Here is a 22,433-nt window from a genome sequence, read left to right as displayed (position 1 = left end):
GTCGTCCTGTTTGTCATGTTAAACTGTCATGTAGGGTGTCAGAACGCTGTGCCAAGGAGAGGCCATGAACGTCGCATACGACACACAGCCCCCCGCGCTGACTGTGCGGGCCGCTGCGGGGCCGGTCGATCTGCTGGCCTGTCAGACGCTGCGGCACCGTTGTTTTTTCGGCACGGGCGGTTGCGACAGCGACGCCCATGACGCGGTCTGCGATCATCTGATGATCGAACAGGACGGTGTCTTGCGGGCCACCCTGCGCACGTTGATGGTGGAAAATGGCCGCGATCTGGACCGGACCCTGACGGCGCAGAGCTATGATCTGTCACCCTTGCGTGATTATCCCGCGCCAGTTCTGGAAATCGGGCGATTCTGTATCGGTCCCGGTGCGCTGGACGCCCATGTGATGCGGTTGGCACTGGGCGCGCTGGCGGGGCTGGTGGACCGTGCGGGCATCGGTTTGATGATCGGCTGCACATCCTTGGCCGGATCCGATCCTGCGCGCCATGCCGCGGCGTTGGCGGTGTTGGGTCGCCATCATGTCGGACCTGACGGGATGCGCCCCTTGCGTGCGGCGACGACCACAGTGCCGCTGGGCGGGCAGGTGGCCGACCGCCGGCGCGCGGTCGCCAGCCTGCCGCCACTGCTGCGCAGCTATCTGGGGCTGGGCGGCTGGGTCAGCGATCACGCCGTCATAGATGTAGCGATGGACACCGTGCACGTCTTTACCTGCGTCGAGGTGGACCGCATCCCGGCCGCGCGTGCCAGCGCCCTGCGCCGCCTCGTGGTCTGACACCAGAATTTGCGCGCGAACCAGACAGGCCCCCTTGCACGTTACCGCAACCGTGCGTAGCTGGCAGCCATGGCACGCACACCCTTACTCCAGCTCTCCGAGATCGCCCTGACATTCGGCGGTGATCCCATTTTCGAAGACCTTTCACTGGTGGTCCAACCCGGTGACCGGGTGGCCCTTGTCGGGCGCAACGGGTCCGGCAAATCCACCCTGATGAAGGTCATGGCCGGCCTGGTCGAGGCCGATTCCGGCACCTGCGTGTCTGCCCCCGGCGTCAGCGTGGGATACATGGAACAGGACCCGACGATGGAAGGGTTCGAGACGCTGGGCCAATACGCCGCGTCCGGCATGGACCCCGACGAAGCCTACCGCGTCGACATGGTGGCCGAAGGTCTGAAATTCGACCCCAACGGGTTGGTTGCCACCGCATCGGGTGGTGAACGCCGTCGCGCGGCCCTGGCCAAGCTGATGGCCGAGGCGCCGGAACTGATGCTGCTGGACGAACCGACCAACCACCTTGATATCGAGGCGATTGCCTGGCTGGAAAACGAGCTGAAGTCGACGCGAGCGGGATTCGTGCTGATCTCGCACGACCGGGCGTTTCTGCGGAATCTGACCCGTGCGACGCTGTGGATCGACCGCGGGCAGGTGCGCCGCGCCGAAGAAGGGTTTGACGGTTTTGAGGCTTGGCGCGACAAGATCTGGGAAGACGAGGATCAGCAGCGCCACAAACTGAACCGCAAGATCAAGTCAGAGGCCCGCTGGGCCGTCGAAGGCATTTCTGCACGCCGCAAACGCAATCAGGGCCGTGTGCGCGCGCTGCAGGAATTGCGCGCCGAACGGGCCAGCCAGATCAAACGGCAGGGCACCGCCGCTATGGCGTTCGAAGGCGGCCCCACATCCGGCAAAAAGGTGATGGAGGCGTTCGGCCTGCACAAGGCATTCAACGACAAGACCATCGTGCAGGGCCTTGACCTGACCGTGCAGCGGGGCGACCGGATCGCCTTTGTCGGACCGAACGGTGTCGGAAAAACCACGCTGATCAAGATGTTGCTGGGCCAAGTTGAACCAGATCAGGGTCAGGTCAAACTGGGCACCAACCTCGAAATCGCGGTCTTTGACCAGTCGCGTGCGCAGCTTGATCCTGACATGACGCTTTGGGACAACCTGGTGAACGACCCCGAAATGGGTGTCAGCGGCAAGGCCGATCAGATCATGGTGCGCGGTACGCCAAAGCACGTGGTCGGCTACCTCAAGGAGTTCCTGTTCGACGAGGCGCAGGCCCGCGCGCCGGTTCGGGCGCTGTCAGGCGGTGAAAAGGCGCGTTTGTTGCTGGCTCGCCTGATGGCGAAACCGTCAAACCTGCTGATCCTCGACGAACCGACCAACGATCTGGACATCGAAACGCTGGATCTGTTGCAGGATCTGCTGGGCGAATACGACGGCACGGTGCTGTTGGTCAGCCACGACCGTGATTTTCTGGACCGGACCGCCACCACGACAGTCGCGATGGAAGGCGACGGCCGGGCGACGGTCTATGCGGGCGGTTGGACCGATTATCAGGCCCAACGCGGCGACCGCGTCAAAGCGCCAAGTTCGGTGGGCAAACCGTTGTCCACCAAGGGAAAACAGAACCAACAGGTCACGCGCAAGACGGGCCTGTCGTTCACCGAAAAGCACCGCCTGGAAGAACTGCCCGCCGTGATTGCTCGGCTCGAGGCCGAGATTGCCAAACTGGAAGAACTGATGGCCGACCCCGATCTGTTCACACAGAATCCGGTCAAATTCGAAAAGGCCACGGACGCGCTGACTGACCGCCACGCCAAGCTGGAAGAGGCAGAGGCGGAATGGCTGGAACTGGAAGAGAAAGCGCAGGAATAACATCGCCGTCCGACCGGACCACGACACCGTTTGACAAGGAACGAAAAAGGCCGCGCAGGATGATCCTGCGCGGCCTGTTTTCATATATATACTGGCTATTTAGCCGTCAAAGTTCACTTCTTCGACGATGCGCAGTGCCGTCGCACGGTGGCCTGCAAGCTCGCTCAGGTCGACGTCGTCAGCGGTATATTCACCCCAGGATGCCACCAGGTCCGACAACTCGGCCGAGGCCAGCACGGGGTATTCGTGGTTTTCCTCTGCATAGATGGCCTGAGCGGCGGGGCTGACGAGGTATTCCATCAGTTGCAGCGCTTCTTCCTTGTTCGGGGCGCTTTGCGTCATCGCGATGCCGGAGACGTTGACATGGGTGCCGCCGTCCTCAAATTCGGGGAACACGATCCGCACGGCATTGGCCCATTCGGTCTGCTCTGCATCCTCGAGCATTTTGCCCATGTAGTAGGTGTTACCAAGGCTGATGTCGCATTCGCCGGCCCAGATCGCCTTGACCTGTGCGCGGTCATTGCCTTCGGGCTTGCGAGCGAGGTTCGCCTTGATGCCTTCGGCCCATTCCTTGGCCGCTTCTTCGCCGTGGTGCGCGATGACAGCCGACAGCAGCGCCAGGTTATAGTTGTTCAGGCCCGACCGGGTACAGATGCGGCCAGCCCACTTTGGGTCGGTCAGGTCCTCGTAGGTGGTGATTTCACCATCGGCCACGCGGTCCTTGCTGGCATAGACGATGCGGGCGCGGGTCGTCAGGCCGAACCACTGGTTGTCGTCGCTGCGCAGGCTGGCGGGGATGGCGTCCATCAGCACCTGGCTTTCGACGGGCTGCGTCACGCCTTCGTCCACGACGCGCTGCAGGTTGGCGATATCGACGTCCATGACCAGATCGGCAGGGGAACGCGCGCCCTCGGCCTTGAGCCGTTCGATCAGGGCTTCGTTCACGAATTCTAGGTTCACGGTGATGCCGGTGTCGGCGGTAAAGGCGTCCATGACCGGCTGGATCAGCTCGGGCTGGCGGGTGGTGTAGATGGTGACATCAGCCAGTGCGGGCGCGGCTATCGCCGTTGCTGCGGTGGCCATCAAAAGGGTGCGGATCGTCATGGGTCTCTCCTTGCGTTGATGCCGCTTTCTAAACCCGACTCTTTTGATCGGGTCAATACCCTATTCTTTTACTCGGGATATTTCCGCCACTTTTGCCGCATCCCATAGCGCGTCCATTTCGGCCAGGTCACTGTCGCCCGGCGTCCGTCCACTTGCCGCAAGAGCATCCTCGATCATGTTGAACCGCCTTGTGAATTTTCCGTTGGCGGCACGCAGTGCCTCTTCAGGGTCGACGCCCAGATGACGACCAAGGTTGGCCATGACAAACAGCAGGTCGCCGTATTCCTCGGCCACCTTTTCCTGTGTCAGCGTGTCGCGGGCCTCGACCAGTTCGGCGGCTTCTTCTGCGATCTTGTCCACGACCTGGGCTGTATCGGGCCAGTCGAACCCCACACGCGCTGCACGTTTTTGCAGTTTGACGGCGCGCATCAGGGCAGGCAGGCCCAGCGCCACACCGTCGAGCGTGCGGGCATTGCCGCGTTCGGCGGCCTTGACCCGTTCCCAGTCGACGGTTTGCTGTTCGGCGGATTTGTCCCGCGATTCGTCGCCAAAGATATGCGGATGGCGCGCCACCATCTTGTCCGCGATGTTGCGCACCACGTCGTCGAAATCGAAAAGCCCGGCCTCTGACGCCATTTGCGCGTGGAACACGGACTGGAACAGCAGATCGCCCAGTTCGCCTTCCAGTTCGGACCAGGCCTCGCGTTCGATGGCATCCGCCACCTCGTAGGCTTCTTCGATGGTGTAGGGTGCGATGCTGGCGAAATCCTGTGCGATGTCCCAAGGACAGCCCGTTTCGGGGTCACGCAAGCGGCGCATGATTTCCAGCAGGCGCAGCATTCCGCCTTCGGGGTCGTTTATCAATCTGTCTTCGGGCATTGCAGGGGCCTTTGTTCTGGTCGACAACACCGTAGGTTCCCCCAGCGCAGAGTGCCAGCCATGCCCGTCCTCAATTCCATCGCCGATTTCCAGCCGACACTGACCACCTGGCGGCGACACCTGCACAGCATCCCCGAGGTGCGGTTCGATTTGCACCAGACCGCAGCCTTTGTCGCGGACAGACTGGCAGAGATCGGCGTGGATGAGGTGCACACGGGCATCGCGGAGACCGGCATCGTCGCCATCATCAACGGGCAGGGTGCCGGGCGCACCATCGGCCTGCGCGCGGATATGGACGCCCTGCCGATGACCGAGGAGACGGGTCTGGACCACGCCAGCACCCATGCCGGTGCCATGCATGCCTGTGGTCACGACGGCCATACGACGATGCTACTGGCGGCGGCAAAGTATCTGGCCGAGACGCGCAATTTTGCGGGCCGGGTCGCGCTCATTTTTCAGCCTGCCGAAGAGGGCGGATCAGGGGCCAAGGTCATGTGTGATGCAGGAATCTTTGACACCTTCGATATTTCAGAGGTTTACGCCCTGCATAATGCGCCGGGCATTCCGGTCGGCGCATTCTACACGACGCCGGGACCGATCATGGCGGCGGTGGATGAGTTCAGCATCCACATCAGTGGCAAGGGCGGTCACGCGGCAATGCCGCATGATACCGTCGATCCGATAAGTGCTGCTGTCAGCATGGTGCAGGCGATTCAGACCATCGTCAGCCGCAACCATTATGCGCTGGACGATCTGGTGGTGTCGGTGACGCAGATCCACGCGGGTTCCGTGTTCAACGTCATTCCCGATACGGCCATGATCAACGGCACCGTGCGTACCTTTGATCCTGCGGTGCAGGCCATGGTGATGACGCGGCTGCAGGACATCGTGGCAGGGCAGGCGGCCAGTTTCGGTGTCACCGCCACCCTTGAATACGGCAACGGTGATCCTGCCACGATCAATGATCCCGGCTGTGCTGCCTTTGCCGCAAGCGTCGCGGCAGAGGTCAGCAAGTGCGACGCCAATGCCACGCGCGAGATGGGGGCCGAGGATTTTTCCCATATGCTGCAGGCGCGGCCGGGTGCCTACCTGTTCGTCGGCAATGGCGACAGCGCGGGACTGCATCACCCCAAATACGATTTCAACGATGAAACAACAGCCTATGGTGCGTCGTTCTTTGCGCGGCTGATCGAACGCGCCTTGCCACTCTGATGCCTTGGCGTACATGCTTCGCTGCTTTATGGCTGTGCCAACGCCAGATCCGTGGCCCGTCGTCCTGAAAGGCACCCCATGCTGAAAACTGCTATTCTCGCCATTGTGGTCGTCATCTTTGTCGCGGTCCTGGCTTTTGCCGCCTACGTGCGGCTGTCTCCGACGGATGTGGCGCGGTTTCATGTGGCACCTGCCGCGACCGAACCCACGGACATGACCGGGGAAAACAGCTTTACCGCTGCGCGTTTCATAACGACCGCGCCGCAGGGAATGCTTCAGGCGTTTGTCACCTTGTCCGAAACCCGCGACGACACGACCCTCGTGGCGGGCAGTGTCGCGGAAAACCTGCTGACCTTCGAGACGCGCTCTCGGTTGATGGGCTATCCCGACTATACAACCGTGACCGTCACCGACGATGCCGAACCGCTGCTGGTGATCCACGCGCAGTCGCGTTTCGGCAAGAGTGACATGGGTGTGAATCAGGCGCGTGTGCGCGAGTGGCTTAACCTTATGGGCAATCTCGTGGTGCCACTCTCTTGACGATGGCCGCGAAACCCGCCACCTCACGGGCATGATCCCGACAGACCGCATGGCCCAGATTATCGACCGCTTCCAGTTTCTGGAGGCGCGCATGTCGGGCGACATGGCCGGTGCCGATATCGCTGCCTTAGCCAAGGAATACGCCGACCTCAAACCGGTCGTCGATACGGTGCAGCAATACCAGTCGCTACTGACGCAGATCGCCGACGCCGAGGCCATGCTGGCGGACCCCGAAATGCGTGAACTGGCGGAAATGGAATTGCCTGACCTGCGCGGGGCGCTGGCCACATCGGAACAGGATGTGCAGCTGGCACTCTTGCCCAAGGATGCGGCGGATGCACGCCCGGCGCTGCTGGAAATCCGGCCCGGCACGGGCGGGGACGAGGCATCGCTGTTCGCGGGCGACCTGTTGCGGATGTACCAACGCTATGCCGAGGCGCGCGGCTGGAAATTCGAGATCCTCGAAGAAAGCCAGACGGAACTGGGCGGGATCAAGGAAGTGACCGCGCGGATCGCGGGCGAGGGTGTCTTTGCCCGCATGAAATACGAATCAGGCGTGCACCGCGTGCAGCGCGTGCCCGAAACCGAAAGCGGGGGGCGAATCCACACCTCTGCCGCGACTGTGGCCGTGCTGCCAGAGGCCGAAGAGGTCGATGTGCAGATCGCACCGAACGATATCCGTATCGACACGATGCGCGCCAGTGGCGCGGGTGGCCAGCACGTGAACACCACTGATTCCGCCGTGCGCATCACCCATATTCCCACGGGAATCATCGTTGTCAGCGCCGAAAAATCCCAGCACCGCAACCGAGAGATCGCGATGCAGGTGTTGCGGACGCGGCTGTTCGACCTCGAACGCCAGCGCATTGATGGTGCCCGGTCTGCCGACCGCAAGGCGATGGTGGGCACGGGCGATAGGTCCGAGCGGATTCGCACCTATAATTTCCCGCAAGGTCGCCTGACGGATCATCGCATCAACCTGACGCTCTATGCGCTGGGGCAGGTGCTGCAGGGCGATCTGGATACCGTGATCGACGCGCTGCAATCGGATGCGCAGGCGACATTGCTCGCTGAAATGGGCAATGGGGCATGACCTGGGATCAGGTCCTGCGGCAGGCAACGGCGAAACTGACCTTGGGTGGCATTTCCGACCCCGCGCGCGATGCGCGGCGTCTGTTGGCCCACATCCTGGGGGTCGAGACGGCACGCCTGTCGCTGATCGGTGCGGATACGGCACCAGCCGGCCTGACGCGCCTGTTCGATGACCTGATCGATCAGCGCAGCAGGCGTGTGCCGGTGTCGCATCTGACCGGCGTGCGCCAGTTCTACGGTCGGCGTTTCGCCGTAACCCCCGATGTGCTGGACCCGCGCCCCGAAACCGAGGTTCTGATCGAGCAGGCGCTTGCCTTGCCCTGGACCCGCGTGTTGGATCTTGGCACCGGTTCGGGCTGCATCTTGTTGACTTTGCTTGCAGAACGCAATGCGGGGACCTTTGGTATCGGCACCGATCTGTCCCGTGCCGCACTTGCCGTGGCGATGCGGAACGCCGCTGATCTGCGTCTGAGCGACCGGGTGCAGTTCCACGATGGCGACTGGCTCGACGCGCTGCCGGTCAGTTGCGCGGCCTTTGACCTGATCGTATCGAATCCGCCTTATATCGCCCTGGACGAGGTCGCGGACCTCGCACCGGATGTGGGCCTGTACGAGCCGCGCATGGCACTGACAGACGAAGGTGACGGATTGGGTGCCTATCGCGCCATCATCCGCGCGGCACCGGCACATCTGACCGGTGGCGGCGCATTGCTGGTCGAAATCGGACCAACGCAGGCGCAGGTGGTGTCCGACCTGATGACGGCGACCGGATTGACGGGAATCGCCGTGCACCGTGATCTGGATGGCCGCGACCGTGTCGTTTTCGGCCGGAAACCGCGAAATTAAGGGCTTTTCTTCGGTTTCCACCGAATCTGCTTGTCACACGCGGCACAACATGGTTTGTGACAGTCACCGCGGGGACGAGTGCGCAGCATTCCCCCCGGTACGTCGTCAGACACCGCCCGGTCCCGAAATCGCGCTTTTGCGCGGCTGGATCGATAAGCGTAACGAAGCCTATCCGGCTTGCTGAGAGTTCACACATGAGATCTTCGAAGTCCCGTTCGCGGAACAATAAGAACCGCAACTCCCGTCCGTCCGGCGGCAGCCTCATCAACCGCGTCTTTGACAGCAGCGGTCCCGACGGCAAGGTACGCGGCACCCCGCAACAAATCATCGATAAATACAATCAGCTGCACCGCGACGCGCAGCTGTCCAATGACCGGGTGAACGCCGAAAATTTCGCCCAGCATGCAGAACATTACACGCGCATGTTGTCGGAGGCCCAGAAAGAGGTCGATCGCCAGCGCGAGGAACAAGAAGAACAGAACCGCCAGCGTCAGGCTGAACGCGACAAGGAACGCGCCGAACAAGAAGAGCTGAACCGCCAGCGCCAGGCCGAACGTGATCGCGAACGCAACGAACGCCTGCGCGCGCAGGAAGACGCAGCAAATGGCGGTGACGACAGCGACAGCGCAGACAGCGGCCTGGTCGATACGCCAGAGGCGAAATCCGACGACCAGCCTGCGCAGGACAAACCCAAGCGCAAACCGCGTGCCCCGCGCAAGCCCAAGCCCAAGCCCGAGGCGACAGAAGACAACGGCAGCGCCGACGCGGCACCGTCCGAATAACGTTGGCACGTGAGCTGTGCGCCTAGGCCGTATAGGCCCGGGCCAGTGCGCAGAACCCTTCCAGATCTATTTCCTCGGCCCGCGCCGTGGGTTTGATCCCTGCGTGGTTCAAACGATCCTCTGCATCCGGGCCCAGCGGTTTCAGCGCCGACCGCAGCATCTTGCGCCGCTGGTTGAACGCTGTGGCCACCACGCGGTTCAGGACATCGGGATCAGCCGGATAGCGCGGTGCGGGCAGGGCGCGCAGGTGCACCACGGCTGAACTGACCTTGGGCGCGGGCGTGAATGCCTCTGGCGGCAGGTCCAGCACGATCGCGGGATAGGTGCGCCATTGGGACAGGATCGCCAACCTGCCATAGGTCTTGGATCCCGGTGCGGCCACGATACGTTGCGCCACCTCGCGCTGGAACATCAGCGTCAGACTGTCCCAGAACGGTGGCCAGGCAGGCGGCGTCAACCAGCGCACCAGCAGTTCCGTGCCGACGTTATAGGGCAGGTTGGCCGCGATCTTGATCGGCGGGGTCAGCAGGTCCGTGGTATCCACCTCCAGCGCGTCACCGTTCACGATGTGCAACTGGCCGGGATAGATCGCGGCGATGTCTTCCAGTGCGGCGATGCAACGGCTGTCCTTTTCGATGGCGACAACCCGGCGCGCGCCTTCGGCCAGCAGACCACGGGTCAGACCGCCCGGACCCGGCCCGATTTCCAGCACATCCGCGCCGGTCAGATCACCGGCCAGACGGGCAATCTTGGCCGTCAGGTTCAGGTCCAGCAGGAAATTCTGCCCCAAGGATTTCTTGGCCGCGATACCATGTCGCGCAATCACGTCACGCAGGGGTGGCAATCCATCAATCTGGCTCATCGTATCATCTTGCCTTAAATACTCGCCCGCGGCAGGCGCCCCGCAGGGTCAAATTGCACGGGCGTAAGCCATGCTGCGCGCCATCTGCAAGGCCGCAATCATCGAGGTCGGATCAGCCACACCCTTGCCTGCGATATCGAACGCGGTCCCATGGTCCGGCGAGGTCCGCACAAAGGGCAAGCCCAGCGTCACATTCACGCCGCCCGCGAAGTCGATCGTCTTGATCGGGATCAGCGCCTGGTCGTGGTACATGCATAGGGCGGCATCATAGTGCTTGCGCGCTGCCGCGTGGAACATGGTATCGGCAGGCAGAGGGCCCGTAAGCTTGATGCCATCAGCCCGCATCTCGTCCAGCACGGCGGTGATGAAATCCAGCTCTTCGGTGCCGATCTTGCCATCCTCGCCTGCGTGGGGGTTCAGCCCCGCGACGGCGATGACCGGATCCGCGATGCCGAAATCGCGGATCAGCCCGCTGTGCGTGACGGTGATGACACCGCGCAGCAGGTCCGGGGTCAACGCGGCAGGGACCGCCCGCAGCGGGATATGTATTGTGGCAGGTACCACGCGCAGACTGTCGCAAGCCAGCATCATGACGACAGGCACGTCTCCGGCAAGCGCTGATAGAAACTCCGTATGGCCCGGATAGGCAAAATCGGCGCCGTCGATCAGAGCCGCCTTGTGGATCGGCGCCGTGCAGATGGCGTCCGCCTGACCGCTTGCGGCCAGGGTCACGCCCTCTGCAATCGCGTTCAGAACACCTTTGGCATGGGCAGGGTTGGCGCGGCCCGGGGTGCGCGGACTGCCGAAATCACGCGCCAGGACCGGCAGCGCATCGGCGCAGGGACCGACCACCTCTGACAGATCGGTGATGACCCTGACAGGCGTGCCCTCGGGCAGATGCGCGGGGTCACCGATCCAGGCCAGCGGCATGTCGCGCCCCAGGGCGGCCCAGGCCTTGGCCGCGACCTCTGGTCCGATGCCGGCAGGTTCGCCGCAGCTGATGACGATGGGTCTGGTGGTCACGGACGGATCGTGGCCGCGGCCCGCAGATCCGCCAGCAAGGCATCGGCAAACCCACCCAGACGCTGGCTGCGCAGCGCGTTGCGCACCGCCTCGGGGTCGTTGTTTTCGGCACCGGCCAGGGTGCGATCACACAGCATCAGGTAAATGCGGGTCTGTCCGTTGTCACGGGTCAGGTTCCAGGATGCCTCGCCCGGATCCAGCCGCGCCAGTTCCAGTGCCACATCCTGCGGGATGCTGTCGGGGCTGACAGTCTGGCGTGCCAAGACGTCCTGCGGCAGGCCGCGCGCCGCCCCATAAAGATCGTCACAGGTGTCGGTGCGGGCATCCAACGACTGAGCGGCGGCCAGACCGGCCTCAGTCGTGCCACCGGGAAGGCCGAATATCGCATAGTCGATCGCAGTCGGGGCGGGGCGCGGTTGCGGCACCTCGCGGATGCCACGCGACTGGAACAGGGCCACACCGTTGGGAATCAGGATCGGCTGCGTCACCTCACCGGGGGCGAGGCTGCCCAGCAGACCCTGAAGTGCGGGGGGATAGTTTAACAGCGGCAGCCAGTTCAGGCGGCCACCGTTGTTTCGGCTGGGCAGCGCCGAATACTGGCGCGCCGCGTTTTCGAACACAGCCGTCGACCGGGTTTGCGAGATCTGGTTCGCGATGGCATTCGCGCGCGCTGCCTCGGGCGGTGGTGCAGGAATGATGATTTCCGACAGCAGCACCTCGATCGCATCGGGGTTGCTGCCCGGCTGGCGCATCGCGCGACGGACTTCTTCTTCCGAGATTTCGGCCTGATTGCCGAACCGCAGACGGATGTAGTCGCGCCAGCTGACGCCGATGGCCACGAATTGTTCCAGTGTCGCACGGTCGACGCCGTTCTGGTTCAACAGTTGGATGAACTGGTCGGTGGTCAGATTGGCCCGCGCAGCAAAGGCGTCGACCTCGGTCGCCAGGTTTTCGGCCGACAGGCGAATGCGGCGGCGGTCCAGCTCGGCGGCCTTGAGCCGTTCTTCGATCAGCTGCTCGCGCGCGAGTTCCGTCAGATTGCCGGGCGTGCGGAACAACTGCAGCATCCGTGCACGCTGGTCCAGCTCGTAGGCGGTGATCGCCGCATCGTTGACCGTGATGACCGGCGCAAACCGGTCCTGTGCAATTGCGGGCGTGGCACATGCCAGAACAAGGCTGGTCAGGATTGTGGTCAGGCGCATGGTTGCGGTCCCCCGTCTAGTGTCATCTTACGCATCGCAGCGTTTCGCGGAACTGACGCCACCTGCATTGGATGCGAACCCCAGCAGATCGACCGACAGCCCGTAATCCGTCGTTGGCTGCACCGTAGTGGAAGTCGCATAGCGGCGCGAGACCGAAAGCGTGACATTGACGCATTCGTTGGACCATCCCAGGCCAATCCCGGCCCGTGCGGGGCTGTCCTGCGCAATGTCGTAGCGGGCATCAAAGCCCACGTTCCAGCGCGGAGAAACCTGAAACTGCCCGTCAAAGGAATATTCCGAAATCGCATCCGGACGGCCGATCGCGGCATCGGCGCGCTGATAGATATATCCAGCCGCAAGCTGCACGGCTGCGGTTGTCCAATAGGCCCGCGCGGTCGTCATGTTCGTGCTGCCGTCATCCCCGAACAGGGTCCGCCCGTCCAGTGTCAGCCCGCGCGGCAACGTCAACTGTCCCGCCACCAGCCAGTCCGATGCCTTGGACGACAGCCCTGACGTGACGGTAAAGGCCGAATTGTCGCGGGTCTTGACCAGACGACCAAAGGTGAGGCGCGACTGGATGCCTTCGGCACCTTGCCGTGTCCAGGTCACGCCGGCGGCCAGCCGCACCCCGGTTTCGACGGTATCGTCACCCGGAAAACGCGAACTTGCCAGCAGGTTGGCATCATCCAGCTCTTGTCTGGTGCTGTCTTCGTTGGGTGGGGATTTGCCAAACGCGTCCGAAATGGTCAGCGCGATTGCGGGTTCGATCAGGTTGCGGGTGCCTGCACTGTCACGCACCAGTGGATAACGCAGGACGATCTGTGCCGACGGCACGGCCCGGCTGAACCCTGCATCACGCGCGGCGGGTCCGTCACCGATCTGGAACTTGTCCGCGCGCAGCGCGGCAGTGGCGCGTGTCTCGATCCCGCCGGGACTGACCCAGGCCTGCGTCCAGCCCAGACCCAGACCCACGCGCGACAGATCGCGCGACAGATCCGTCGATTCCTTGGCATAGCGCAGCAGGCTGTCCGTGCTGGCGGTCAGCGTCAATTGTCCGCCCGATGCCAGCTGGAATTGCCGCAAATAGCCTGCCGTCAGCACGGCAGGCGGCAGCGTGGCGTCGGTTTCGTCATCGCGCAGCGTTTCGTAATAGCTACCCGAAATCGAAAACAGGCTGTCGTCCTTGACCCGTGTCAGCGCCACGATGCTGGCCAACCGGTCGGCATCCGAAATATTGTAGTCACTCAGATAGCTTTGGTCCGAGGTGTCCTGCACGTCAAAGCTGAGCGTCAGGTCCGGTGCGATCAGAAACGACCCTTGCGCATTGAGGTAGCCGCGCAGGCCGCCGTCGTTCAGGTCGTCATCGGATAATGCGCCCTCGATTTCAAACCCGCCCCGGCCAAAGGCCTGCCTGTAGCGTGCGCCCAATGTGCGGGTCCCGGCAGCAAGATAAGGGCTGAGCGTCAGGTCGCGACTATCGCCTAGCGTAATGAAATAGGGCAGGCGCAACCCGAACCCCAGACGGTCGGTGGTCACGAAACGCGGTGTCAGCAGGCCCGTTGAGCGTCCGTTGTCGGGGGCGGGCAGGCGCAGTTGCGGGAGATACGCGATGGGCACGCCTTTGACCCGGAACGACGCAGCCGTCAGATAGATCTGTGCCTCTTGTTCATCCAGAATGACACGCTCTGCCCGGATCGACCACAGCGGTTCCTCGGTGCCGCAGACCTGACAGGACGTGATCGCCGTCTTGTAAAGCTGGTTGAACCGACCCTCGCTGCGGTCGATCTGGGCTGCGGCCAGTTGCACCTGCTGGTTCAGCACCAGGCGCGCCCCCAACAGCAGGCCGTTTTCCAGACGCGGATCCAGTGTCGCCTGATCGGCCGTCAGGATTTCGCCCGCAGGTCCGGTGATCAGGATCGGGCCGTCGATGGTCAGACGGTCACTGGTCTGATCGTAGATTATCCGGTCCGCACGCAGGCGGGTCCCGTTGGCCAATGCCTCGACATTGCCGCTGGCGATCAGGCGGTTGTCAGGCGTGACCACCACATCATCCGCGATCAACGTGGCGGCCATCTGTGCCTGCACGGCGGAGGCCGGCAACAGCATCAGGATCAGGGCAAGCGCGCGGATCATGCTTCCTCTCTTTCCAGCAAAAGGCCCAGCGCCAGCGCCGTCGCCGCAAGTGTCGGTGCCCAGGCCGCGAGGGCTGCAGGAATATCACCGTTGTCGCCCAGGATCTGCGCGAAATTCCGCACGAAATAAACGCCGAAAGCGACGAGCACGGCCAGCATCACGTTCAGCCCCGTCTTGCCGCCGCGTTGCGGCCGCATGGTGAACCCGGCCCCGGTTAGCAACATGGTCACGAAAAAGACCGGTTGCGACAGCTCCATCTGGAACCACACCTGGTGGCGCTGCGCCGAAAACCCGGCCGCTTTCAGCCGGTCGATAAAGGCAGGCAGTTCCCAAATCGGGATCGAGGAGGGCGTGCCGAAACTGTTGCGGATTTCATCCGCTGTCAGCGACGACGGGATTGCGGCGGTAACGGCCAGTGTGGCCAGCGCCTCGGGGTTGCCGTCGCCCGACAGGGGCCAGGATTTGGCATCGGTCAACTGCCACATGCCGTCCGCCAACTGTGCTGCCGCTGCCTTGATCCGCGCCTGCGGCAACCCGTCAGGGCCAAAGTTCAGAAACGTCACATCCGACAATTGGGTGCCCGACAAGTCGGCCCCGTTGGCGTGAATGACCGTCTGTCCCGCAGCGTTGCCCTGTCGCAGCCAAAGCCCCGTATCGCTGAAGGCCAGCACCGATCCGGTGCCTTCGATCGCGGCCACGTCGGCCTCGTACTGGCGCGAGGTGGCGGCGACGATCGGATTGAACACCGTGACCACGATGATGCCCAGCGCCAGCGCGACGATGCAGGGGGCCACCAGCAACCGCAGCCCGGCCCGTCCGGCAGCACGGGCGACCACCAGTTCGGATGTACGCGCAAGGCCCAGAAACATCGAGATCGCGGCGATGATCACGATCAGCGGCAGAATCTGATACAGGCTCTCGGGCGCGCTGAGCAGCGACAGGCGCAGGATCTGGCCGAATCCTGCCGCGTCATCGGCGAACCGGCGCAGCGTGTCGGCCATGCCGATGAACACCACGAGCAGCGCAAAGATGCCGAACACGGTCACAAAAGCGCGGGCAAACCGCCAGCCGAAATAGCGATCCAGTATCATGTGACCTGTCCCGGTTTGCGGTGAAACAGGTAGGGACGCCCCGCGATGAACAAGAGCACGGCAACGATCAGCAGGCCGACTCCCACCGCCAGATAGGCCAGCGGCCAATGCGCCGCCGATGTCTGCGCCGCATCCAGCCCGATGGTCTCCAGAGCCTTGACCACCACCAGCAGCACCACCGCGAGGATGATCTGCGGCCAGACCCCAAACCGGCTGAAACTACCCAGCATCAGCGTAGCAAATCCCAGCAACGCACCCACGATCCCGAACAGCGCCTGACTGTTGCGGTCGTGAAATTCGGCCATGACGCGGGCCTGTGTGGTGTCGGTTTCCGCGGCCACGGCTGCGGTATCGGTCCACAGTTCCTGGCTGGTGATCTGGCGCAGGTTACGGGGGCCGGGGTCCCCGGTGGTGATCAGATCACCGATGCCATATGAAAAATCCGCGAATTCGGTGACGAACAGGCGCTGGGTGTCGGCGCGCAGCGTCTGTGCCATGCCGTCGACCATGACCAGTTGCGTGGTGTCTCCGGTGTTGACCAGATAGGCGCGGCTGGCTGTATAGGTCACGCTGGTATCCGCATCGCGCATGTCCGACAGCATCACGTCGCGCAATTCCCCGTTGGGTGCGATGTCGCGGATATAGATGGTGATACCCGTCGCGGGTTCGATGAACTGGCCTTCGGTCAGAATACGGGCGGTCACGGAACGTGCGATTTCCGCCTGCCTGTCGTTCAGCACAGCCGCCGAAAGCGGAGTCAGCACATGCACCAGCAGCGACATGCCGACAAAGACCATCAGCCCGAAATAGATGAACGGTCGGGCCAGCCTGCGGCCCGAAAACCCGGTCGCCTGGATCACGACCAGTTCGGAATCCTGCGACAGACGGTTCGTGACGTAAATGGCGGCAGCAAATGCAGCGATCGGCACCACAGCGCGGATCACGTTGGGCAGCGTCAGCACCAGCAGCTGACCGATGACCGAGGCCGACTGGCCATCCGCGATCAACTGGTCGAACAGGCGCACCGCTGCGTTGATCCAATAGACCATCACCAGCACCAGGCCAAAGAAGTTGAAGACCAGCACGAGCTGTCTCAGCAGATATCGGTCGATCCGTCCCAAACATTCTGTCCTTCGTGCCTTGCGGCAAACTAGACCAAGGGCCGGCAATCCGAAACTGGAAACTGGCCATTCCGGCGCATCGTCGCTACCTGTAGGGAAATTCGTTCCGCTTGCCCGAAAGGCCCCGTGATCATGACTGATATCGCTGACATCCGCTTTGTGCCCAATGACCATGATGGTCTGGATAAGACCGCAGGTCTGATCGCCGTTTTCGTGGGAGCAGATGGTCAACTGTCGTCCGCTGCGCAGAAACTGGACGCCACAACCCACAAGGCCGTGTCGCGCGCGTCCGAGGATGCGGCCTTTGACAAGGCGGAACCGGGTCACGTCGTGAGGCTGAACTATGCCGCCGGGACCGCCGCCGATGCGGTGCTGGTGGTCAAGGCCCCCGCCGATCCTGATGCCGTGACCGCGCGCAAGATCGGCGCCGCCCTGGCCAAGGCGCAGGGCAGCGATGCGCTGACGGTTCTGGCGGGCGACATTGGCAACGCCGAAAACATTGCACTTGGGCTGGCGCTGCGCGGCTACCGGTTCACCGATCACAAGACCGACAAAGGCAAGCCGCAGGGCCCGATCACGATCCAGTCCGACGATCCCGAGGCGCTGGCTTCGGCGGCACGGGTCGGCATGGCCATCGCCGAAGGGATCTTTTTCACCCGCGATCTGACCAACGCCCCGGGCAATGTGCTGACCACCGATGATTTCGCGGCCCGTCTGGCAGGCATGCAGGAACTGGGGCTGGAGGTCGAAATCCTCGAAGAGGCCGACCTGGAAAAACTGGGGATGCGGGCGCTGCTGGCCGTGGGGCAAGGGTCTGCCGCACCGTCCAAGGTGGTGGTGATGCAGTGGAACGGCGGTGGCGACGAGGCCCCCTTTGCGCTGGTAGGCAAGGGCGTGACATTCGACACGGGCGGGATTTCGATCAAGCCGGGTGCCAGCATGGAAGACATGACCATGGACATGGGCGGTGCGGGCGTCGTGTCCGGTGTGATGCGCACGCTGGCCTTGCGCAAGGCAAAGGCGAATGTCGTGGGTCTGGTCGGGCTGGTGGAAAACATGCCCGACGGCAAGGCCTACAAACCGGGCGATGTTATCACCTCGATGAAGGGCGACACGATCGAGGTCATCAACACCGATGCCGAGGGACGCATGGTGCTGGCTGACGTGCTTTGGTACGCGCAGGACCGTTTTGCGCCCACGGGCATGATCAACCTCGCAACACTGACAGGGGCGATGCTGGTCGCACTGGGCAACGAAAACGCGGGCGTGTTCAGCAATTCCGATGATCTGGCGGGCGCGTTTCTGGACGCCTGCGCGTCCGAGGGCGAAGGCGCATGGCGGATGCCGATGGGCAAAGCCTATGACAAGCTGATCGACAGCCCCATCGCGGACATGAAAAACACCGGCGGTCGCTATGCGGGGTCCATCACCGCGGCGCAATTCCTGGGCCGGTTCGTCAAGGACGATACACCCTGGTGCCACCTCGACATTGCAGGCACGGCATCGGTCAAATCCGAAACGGCCCTGTCACCCAAGGGTGCAACAGGCTGGGGTGTCATGGCGCTGAACCGTCTGATCGCGGATCGCTACGAGTCCTGATGGGGGCCGTCTATTTCTATCACCTGACGGACAGTCCGCTGGAACAGGCGCTGCCGATGCTGTTGGACCGGGCGCGCGGGCAGGGATGGCGCGTGCTGGTGCGCGGGACTGATCCCGACCGCCTCGCACGGCTGGACGAGGTCTTGTGGCAGGGGCCTGCGGATGGCTTTCGTCCGCATGGGCTGGCGGGTGGTCCGCATGATGCGGACCAACCGATCCTGCTGGGGGTGGATACCCCGGCAGGCGGGTTCGCTTGCGTGATGAGCATCGACGGCGCGCCGCTGAACGCAACCGAGGTCGGGTTGTCGGACCGGGCCTGCGTGCTGTTCGACGGCCACGACGGTGACGCACTGGCGATTGCGCGCGAACAATGGAAAACCCTGACGGCCGCCGGCTGTGCCGCACAATACTGGGCGCAGGACGGCGGGGCCTGGTCCAAGAAAGCGGAACACCCAAAGCCCTGATTTTCAGGGATGTTCCGCGCGCTGATCACTTTTGTTCACGTTTGTTCTCATAAAGTTCTTTACATGGCGCATGTGTTATGGAACAAAGAGGCAACACAGCGAGATGAAAGGAGCCAGACGATGAGCCAGCAAATCAAATCAGTGATTGTCCGCAACAGCGACACGATCCTGTCGGATGCCTTGGGTGTTCTGGCCCTGACCGTCATGCTGTGTGTTGGATTGTCCTTGCCCGGATTTGTCTGACACCTGCCTCGTATCCAACGGCGCGCGTCATTGCCTGTCCCACACAGCAATCACGACTTGCCTGTCCACAGCGTCCGGGATTTGCCTGATCCCATCGACGCCGCGCGCCACACAGGATGCATCACTGCCCGCCGCCGCTGCCACAGCGTGCGGCGGTTTTTTTTTGGCACAGCGGTCAGTTCTGTGTCCTCTCGCCTTGTGACCGCGACTGATCACGGGGCGGTCCGGGTCCGGGTCCGCGGTTCCGGTGCAAATGCCGTTGAAATCGCAACCGGCTGGCCTGTTGTCCCATGGCGAAACAACCGTGATGCGCCAAGCGCACAGGAACCGGCGACTTGCACCCGGATGGCCAACCAAAGGCTGAAGGCGCGCCTGTCTAGCTGATTTAAACGGTTTTTCGCGGCCCGGCGTTCGGCCGTGCGGTGGTGTCAGGCGCTGACCTGCACTGCGTCCAGGGCCGCAAGCGTTGCATCAAAAGTGAGCAAGATCGAGGCGTGACGATTCTTGTAATCCCTGGCGGGTTCAAGAACGGCCAATCCGTCAAAGGGTGCGGTCGGCACGGGACCGTTGTCCTTGAGCATGGCCGCCATTTCATCGCGTCCACGCTGCACGGTGGCGCGGTCCAGACCGATGATCGCCGCACCGACCACGGCAGCGGCCGCCTGACCCAGCGCGCAGGCCTTTACGTCCTGTGCGAATTGCGAAATCACGCCGTCCCGCACCACCACGTCCACTGTCACCGTCGAGCCGCACAATGGCGAGCGCTGACGGGCCGTGCCGTCCGGCGCATTTAACCGGCCGACATGGGGCACCTGCGCAGCCAGCGCCAGAATGCGCGTCGAATAGAGTTTCATCATGTCGGCTTCTGCGGTCATGGTTTGCCCTTTCATCGCTTGGCCCTTAACTAGGGCCCTGCATCCCCATTGGAAAGATACGGCCATGACATTCGACCCCGCAAGCCTGCGTTACAATGACGCCGGGCTGATCCCCGCGATCGCTCAGGACAGCACATCCGGCGAGGTGCTGATGATGGCCTGGATGAACCGTGATGCGGTGGAACGGACATTGCGCACGAGTGAAGTCACCTATTGGTCGCGGTCGCGGTCTGAGCTTTGGATCAAGGGCAAGACGTCAGGCAACGTGCAGGAGCTGGTGGAATTCCGACTGGATTGCGACCGGGATTGTCTGCTGGTTGCGGTGCGCCAGACAGGCCCGGCCTGTCACACCGGGCGAAGGTCGTGTTTTTACACAACGGTCGAGAATGGGGCGGAAGTTGTCGAGGACGGTGCGTAACCGTCCGATGGCGGTCTGATTGCGGTTGCGGGACGCCTCGCCGGCGGGGCGGATATTTTAGACCAGAAGAAATCTGGACAGGCGTCACATGCCGACCATGTCCCTGATGTCGCGGGGGGTCGCCCCCTGCGCACGGTAGAGTGACAGGGCGCGGGCGTCGTCACGTTTTGCCAGACGTTTGCCCTGATCATCGCGGATCAGCCGGTGGTGGTGGTACGCAGGTGTGGGCAGGCCGAGCAGGTGTTGCAGCAGAATGTGGATTGGCGTTGCATCTGCGAGGTCCTGACCGCGCACCACATCCGTGACTCCCTGAGCCGCGTCATCAACGACGACCGAGAGGTGATAGGATGTGCCCATATCGCGCCGGGCAAGGACGACGTCCCCGATGGCCTCTACCGTTTCTTTGGACAAATAATTGTTTTCAACGGTTTGACAGGCGCGCTGCATGTCGAGCCGGAGTGCTGTATCTGTCGGGCGCGGCCCCGTGCGGGACATTTGACGGCAGGTGCCGGGATAGACCACCCCGTCTGGTCCCATCGGCGCACCCTCTTGCGGCGCGCTGGCGGCGGCAAGGATATCACGACGGTTGCAGGTGCAAGGATAGAGCAGACCACGATCCCACAGATGGTCGAGTGCGTCTGCGTAGGTGTCCAGCCGGTCCGATTGGCGCATCACGGGGGTCGGCCATGTCAGGCCCAGCCACCGCAGGTCGTCGTAGATCTGTACCTCCCACGCGGGACGGGCGCGGGACTGGTCGATGTCCTCGATCCGCAGCAGAAACGTGCCGCCTGCCGCCTGCGCCATGTCCCATGCGGTCAGCGCCGAGAAGGCGTGACCAAGGTGCAGCGGCCCGCTGGGCGACGGGGCAAAGCGCGTGATCACGCGGGTACGGGGACCGTCCGTGCCAGCCAGTCCGTCCAATCGACCTTGGCCCGGTCGGTATAGGCCTTGTAGCGGTCCTTGCGGTTGCGGCGCCCGCCTTTGATCCCCGTGCCTTCGAGCGGGGGAAAGAGGCCGAAATTCACGTTCATCGGCTGGAAGGTCTTGGCGTCGGCGCCGCCCGTGATGTGGGTGACCAGTGCGCCCATCGCGGTGGTGGCAGGCACGTCGGGCAGGGTCAGCCCGTGCGCCTGTGCCACCGCCATGCGCGCGGCCAGCAGACCCATCGCGGCGGACTCAACATAGCCCTCGACGCCCGTGATTTGCCCGGCAAAGCGGATGTTGGGCCGTGATTTCAAACGCATCTGGCTGTCCAGCAACGTGGGCGCGTTGATGAAGGTATTCCGGTGGATCCCGCCGAGGCGGGCAAATTCAGCATCCTCCAGACCGGGAATTGTTTTGAAAACAGTATTTTGTGCGCCATATTTCATCTTGGTCTGAAAACCGACGATATTGTACAGCGTGCCAAGCGCATTGTCCCGGCGCAGCTGTACCACCGCATAGGGTTTGGTTGCGGGGTCATGGGCATTGGTCAGACCTACCGGTTTCATCGGGCCAAACCGCAGGGTTTCGCGGCCGCGTTCGGCCATCACCTCGATGGGCAGGCAGCCGTCAAAATATTTCGCGGTTTCGCCCTCTTTGAATTCGGTTTTGTCAGAGGCGAGGAGCGCGTCGATGAATGCCTCGTACTGGTCGCGGGTCATCGGGCAGTTCAGGTAGGCGGTGCGCTCGTCCTCGGTTTCGCCCTTGTCATAGCGCGACTGCATCCACGCCACGTCCATGTTCACGGTATCGGCATAGACGATGGGGGCTATTGCGTCGAAAAACGCCAGCTGATCGGCACCGGTTTCCACGCGGATCGCCTCGGCCAGGGTACCGGAGGTCAGCGGGCCAGTCGCGATGATCCAGTCGCCGCTGTCGGGCAGTGCGGTGATTTCTTCGTAGCTGACGCTGATGTTGGGATGCGCGGTCAGGGCAGCGGTGACGCTTTCGGCAAAGGGGTCGCGGTCCACGGCCAAGGCACCACCGGCGGGCAGGCGGTGTTTCGCGGCGGTCTGCATGATAAGGCCGTTTGCTGCACGCATTTCCCAATGCAGCAGGCCCACGGCGTTCTGTTCGTGGTCATCGGACCGGAACGAGTTGGAACAGACCATTTCGCCCAGATGGCCGGTCCGGTGGGCAAAGGTTTCGACCTTGGGCCGCATTTCGTGAATGACGACCTTGAGGCCCGCATTCGCGGCCTGCCAGGCGGCCTCTGATCCGGCCATGCCGCCGCCGACGATGTTCAGTGTATGTGTCATGCCCGCGATGTAGGACATCGCGGGCAATTGTGCAAA

General features: G+C 63.0%; 22 protein-coding genes. 11 read left to right on the top strand and 11 right to left on the bottom strand.

The window, feature by feature from the left end; all coding sequences use genetic code 11:
* Positions 1-64: 64 nt before the first annotated feature.
* Positions 65-790, top strand: a complete 726-nt coding sequence (locus BMX27_RS09075) for a GNAT family N-acetyltransferase (RefSeq protein WP_090159511.1) — start codon at positions 65-67, stop codon at positions 788-790.
* A gap of 69 nt (positions 791-859) precedes the next feature.
* Positions 860-2,671, top strand: coding sequence for an ABC-F family ATP-binding cassette domain-containing protein (locus BMX27_RS09070; RefSeq protein ID WP_090159510.1), 1,812 nt, complete (start codon positions 860-862; stop codon positions 2,669-2,671).
* A gap of 99 nt (positions 2,672-2,770) precedes the next feature.
* Here BMX27_RS09070 and BMX27_RS09065 read toward each other — a convergent pair whose 3' ends face one another.
* Positions 2,771-3,775 carry a Fe(3+) ABC transporter substrate-binding protein gene (locus BMX27_RS09065; protein ID WP_090159509.1) on the bottom strand — a complete coding sequence of 335 codons (1,005 nt, stop codon included), beginning with the start codon at positions 3,773-3,775 and terminating at the stop codon, positions 2,771-2,773.
* A gap of 60 nt (positions 3,776-3,835) precedes the next feature.
* Complete coding sequence (gene mazG / locus BMX27_RS09060) at positions 3,836-4,654, bottom strand: nucleoside triphosphate pyrophosphohydrolase (RefSeq protein WP_090159508.1); 819 nt, start codon at positions 4,652-4,654, stop codon at positions 3,836-3,838.
* 60 nt (positions 4,655-4,714) lie between these two features.
* On the opposite strand from mazG, the gene BMX27_RS09055 reads away from it, so the two are divergent.
* From BMX27_RS09055 to BMX27_RS09035, 5 genes are all read left to right on the top strand, one after another.
* Complete coding sequence (locus BMX27_RS09055; RefSeq protein WP_090159507.1) at positions 4,715-5,866, top strand: M20 aminoacylase family protein; 1,152 nt, start codon at positions 4,715-4,717, stop codon at positions 5,864-5,866.
* A gap of 78 nt (positions 5,867-5,944) precedes the next feature.
* Entirely contained in the window at positions 5,945-6,406 is a 462-nt protein-coding gene (locus tag BMX27_RS09050) for a DUF1499 domain-containing protein (protein WP_090159506.1), read from the top strand.
* A 31-nt stretch (positions 6,407-6,437) separates the two neighbouring features.
* Complete coding sequence (gene prfA, locus BMX27_RS09045; RefSeq protein WP_090159505.1) at positions 6,438-7,499, top strand: peptide chain release factor 1; 1,062 nt, start codon at positions 6,438-6,440, stop codon at positions 7,497-7,499.
* Positions 7,496-8,344 carry a peptide chain release factor N(5)-glutamine methyltransferase gene (gene prmC, locus BMX27_RS09040; RefSeq protein WP_090159504.1) on the top strand — a complete coding sequence of 283 codons (849 nt, stop codon included), beginning with the start codon at positions 7,496-7,498 and terminating at the stop codon, positions 8,342-8,344. Before prfA ends, prmC begins: the two co-directional genes overlap by 4 nt.
* Before the next feature lie 194 nt (positions 8,345-8,538).
* Positions 8,539-9,126 carry a DUF4167 domain-containing protein gene (locus tag BMX27_RS09035; protein ID WP_090159503.1) on the top strand — a complete coding sequence of 196 codons (588 nt, stop codon included), beginning with the start codon at positions 8,539-8,541 and terminating at the stop codon, positions 9,124-9,126.
* Positions 9,127-9,148: 22 nt separating this feature from the next.
* Here BMX27_RS09035 and rsmA read toward each other — a convergent pair whose 3' ends face one another.
* The 6 genes from rsmA to lptF are packed head-to-tail and all read right to left on the bottom strand — an operon-like array spanning position 9,149 to position 16,558.
* A complete protein-coding gene (gene rsmA / locus BMX27_RS09030; RefSeq protein WP_090159502.1) occupies positions 9,149-9,988 on the bottom strand; it encodes a 16S rRNA (adenine(1518)-N(6)/adenine(1519)-N(6))-dimethyltransferase RsmA in 840 nt (279 codons plus the stop codon).
* A 48-nt stretch (positions 9,989-10,036) separates the two neighbouring features.
* Complete coding sequence (gene pdxA / locus BMX27_RS09025; RefSeq protein ID WP_090159501.1) at positions 10,037-11,011, bottom strand: 4-hydroxythreonine-4-phosphate dehydrogenase PdxA; 975 nt, start codon at positions 11,009-11,011, stop codon at positions 10,037-10,039.
* On the bottom strand, positions 11,008-12,213 hold the full coding sequence (locus BMX27_RS09020) for a peptidylprolyl isomerase (RefSeq protein WP_090159500.1): 1,206 nt from the start codon (positions 12,211-12,213) through the stop codon (positions 11,008-11,010). Before BMX27_RS09020 ends, pdxA begins: the two co-directional genes overlap by 4 nt.
* 27 nt (positions 12,214-12,240) lie before the next feature.
* On the bottom strand, positions 12,241-14,346 hold the full coding sequence (locus tag BMX27_RS09015) for an LPS-assembly protein LptD (RefSeq protein ID WP_090159499.1): 2,106 nt from the start codon (positions 14,344-14,346) through the stop codon (positions 12,241-12,243).
* Positions 14,343-15,437 (bottom strand): LPS export ABC transporter permease LptG, encoded by a 1,095-nt coding sequence (gene lptG / locus BMX27_RS09010; protein ID WP_090159498.1) that lies wholly within the window; start codon positions 15,435-15,437, stop codon positions 14,343-14,345. Before lptG ends, BMX27_RS09015 begins: the two co-directional genes overlap by 4 nt.
* Entirely contained in the window at positions 15,434-16,558 is a 1,125-nt protein-coding gene (gene lptF / locus BMX27_RS09005; RefSeq protein ID WP_177172691.1) for an LPS export ABC transporter permease LptF, read from the bottom strand. Before lptF ends, lptG begins: the two co-directional genes overlap by 4 nt.
* A 132-nt stretch (positions 16,559-16,690) precedes the next feature.
* Here lptF and BMX27_RS09000 point away from each other — a divergent pair, with 132 nt between their 5' ends.
* The 3 genes from BMX27_RS09000 (at position 16,691) to BMX27_RS17015 (ending at position 18,864) form a co-directional block, all read left to right on the top strand.
* Complete coding sequence (locus tag BMX27_RS09000) at positions 16,691-18,157, top strand: leucyl aminopeptidase (protein WP_090159497.1); 1,467 nt, start codon at positions 16,691-16,693, stop codon at positions 18,155-18,157.
* The gene (locus BMX27_RS08995; RefSeq protein ID WP_090159496.1) at positions 18,157-18,621 is read left to right on the top strand and encodes a DNA polymerase III subunit chi; all 465 of its coding nucleotides are present in this window, start codon (positions 18,157-18,159) and stop codon (positions 18,619-18,621) included. Before BMX27_RS09000 ends, BMX27_RS08995 begins: the two co-directional genes overlap by 1 nt.
* Before the next feature lie 120 nt (positions 18,622-18,741).
* Positions 18,742-18,864 (top strand): hypothetical protein, encoded by a 123-nt coding sequence (locus BMX27_RS17015; RefSeq protein WP_256212447.1) that lies wholly within the window; start codon positions 18,742-18,744, stop codon positions 18,862-18,864.
* Positions 18,865-19,292: 428 nt separating this feature from the next.
* Here the strand turns inward: BMX27_RS17015 and BMX27_RS08990 are convergent, their stop codons facing one another.
* Positions 19,293-19,739 carry an iron-sulfur cluster assembly scaffold protein gene (locus BMX27_RS08990; protein ID WP_090159658.1) on the bottom strand — a complete coding sequence of 149 codons (447 nt, stop codon included), beginning with the start codon at positions 19,737-19,739 and terminating at the stop codon, positions 19,293-19,295.
* A 64-nt stretch (positions 19,740-19,803) separates the two neighbouring features.
* Here BMX27_RS08990 and hisI point away from each other — a divergent pair, with 64 nt between their 5' ends.
* The gene (gene hisI, locus BMX27_RS08985; RefSeq protein ID WP_090159495.1) at positions 19,804-20,157 is read left to right on the top strand and encodes a phosphoribosyl-AMP cyclohydrolase; all 354 of its coding nucleotides are present in this window, start codon (positions 19,804-19,806) and stop codon (positions 20,155-20,157) included.
* Positions 20,158-20,241: 84 nt separating this feature from the next.
* Here the strand turns inward: hisI and gluQRS are convergent, their stop codons facing one another.
* Positions 20,242-21,039, bottom strand: coding sequence for a tRNA glutamyl-Q(34) synthetase GluQRS (gluQRS, locus tag BMX27_RS08980; protein ID WP_090159657.1), 798 nt, complete (start codon positions 21,037-21,039; stop codon positions 20,242-20,244).
* Positions 21,036-22,397 (bottom strand): methylenetetrahydrofolate--tRNA-(uracil(54)-C(5))-methyltransferase (FADH(2)-oxidizing) TrmFO, encoded by a 1,362-nt coding sequence (gene trmFO / locus BMX27_RS08975; RefSeq protein ID WP_090159656.1) that lies wholly within the window; start codon positions 22,395-22,397, stop codon positions 21,036-21,038. The genes gluQRS and trmFO overlap by 4 nt, the downstream gene beginning before the upstream one ends.
* Between the last annotated feature and the right edge of the window lie 36 nt (positions 22,398-22,433).

This window comes from Loktanella sp. DSM 29012, assembly GCF_900110705.1.
GTDB lineage: Bacteria > Pseudomonadota > Alphaproteobacteria > Rhodobacterales > Rhodobacteraceae > Loktanella > Loktanella gaetbuli.
This window is presented reverse-complemented; position numbering and strand designations above follow the sequence as displayed.

What these genes read in the sequence shown, in the direction of transcription:
- BMX27_RS09075 (WP_090159511.1), top strand. Translation starts at nt 65, where the DNA reads ATGAACGTCGCATACGACACACAGCCCCCCGCGCTGACTGTGCGGGCC.
- BMX27_RS09070 (WP_090159510.1), top strand. Translation starts at nt 860, where the DNA reads ATGGCACGCACACCCTTACTCCAGCTCTCCGAGATCGCCCTGACATTC.
- BMX27_RS09065 (WP_090159509.1), bottom strand. Translation starts at nt 3,775, where the DNA reads ATGACGATCCGCACCCTTTTGATGGCCACCGCAGCAACGGCGATAGCC.
- mazG (WP_090159508.1), bottom strand. Translation starts at nt 4,654, where the DNA reads ATGCCCGAAGACAGATTGATAAACGACCCCGAAGGCGGAATGCTGCGC.
- BMX27_RS09055 (WP_090159507.1), top strand. Translation starts at nt 4,715, where the DNA reads ATGCCCGTCCTCAATTCCATCGCCGATTTCCAGCCGACACTGACCACC.
- BMX27_RS09050 (WP_090159506.1), top strand. Translation starts at nt 5,945, where the DNA reads ATGCTGAAAACTGCTATTCTCGCCATTGTGGTCGTCATCTTTGTCGCG.
- prfA (WP_090159505.1), top strand. Translation starts at nt 6,438, where the DNA reads ATGATCCCGACAGACCGCATGGCCCAGATTATCGACCGCTTCCAGTTT.
- prmC (WP_090159504.1), top strand. Translation starts at nt 7,496, where the DNA reads ATGACCTGGGATCAGGTCCTGCGGCAGGCAACGGCGAAACTGACCTTG.
- BMX27_RS09035 (WP_090159503.1), top strand. Translation starts at nt 8,539, where the DNA reads ATGAGATCTTCGAAGTCCCGTTCGCGGAACAATAAGAACCGCAACTCC.
- rsmA (WP_090159502.1), bottom strand. Translation starts at nt 9,988, where the DNA reads ATGAGCCAGATTGATGGATTGCCACCCCTGCGTGACGTGATTGCGCGA.
- BMX27_RS09020 (WP_090159500.1), bottom strand. Translation starts at nt 12,213, where the DNA reads ATGCGCCTGACCACAATCCTGACCAGCCTTGTTCTGGCATGTGCCACG.
- BMX27_RS09015 (WP_090159499.1), bottom strand. Translation starts at nt 14,346, where the DNA reads ATGATCCGCGCGCTTGCCCTGATCCTGATGCTGTTGCCGGCCTCCGCC.
- lptG (WP_090159498.1), bottom strand. Translation starts at nt 15,437, where the DNA reads ATGATACTGGATCGCTATTTCGGCTGGCGGTTTGCCCGCGCTTTTGTG.
- BMX27_RS09000 (WP_090159497.1), top strand. Translation starts at nt 16,691, where the DNA reads ATGACTGATATCGCTGACATCCGCTTTGTGCCCAATGACCATGATGGT.
- BMX27_RS08995 (WP_090159496.1), top strand. Translation starts at nt 18,157, where the DNA reads ATGGGGGCCGTCTATTTCTATCACCTGACGGACAGTCCGCTGGAACAG.
- BMX27_RS17015 (WP_256212447.1), top strand. Translation starts at nt 18,742, where the DNA reads ATGAGCCAGCAAATCAAATCAGTGATTGTCCGCAACAGCGACACGATC.
- BMX27_RS08990 (WP_090159658.1), bottom strand. Translation starts at nt 19,739, where the DNA reads ATGACCGCAGAAGCCGACATGATGAAACTCTATTCGACGCGCATTCTG.
- hisI (WP_090159495.1), top strand. Translation starts at nt 19,804, where the DNA reads ATGACATTCGACCCCGCAAGCCTGCGTTACAATGACGCCGGGCTGATC.
- trmFO (WP_090159656.1), bottom strand. Translation starts at nt 22,397, where the DNA reads ATGACACATACACTGAACATCGTCGGCGGCGGCATGGCCGGATCAGAG.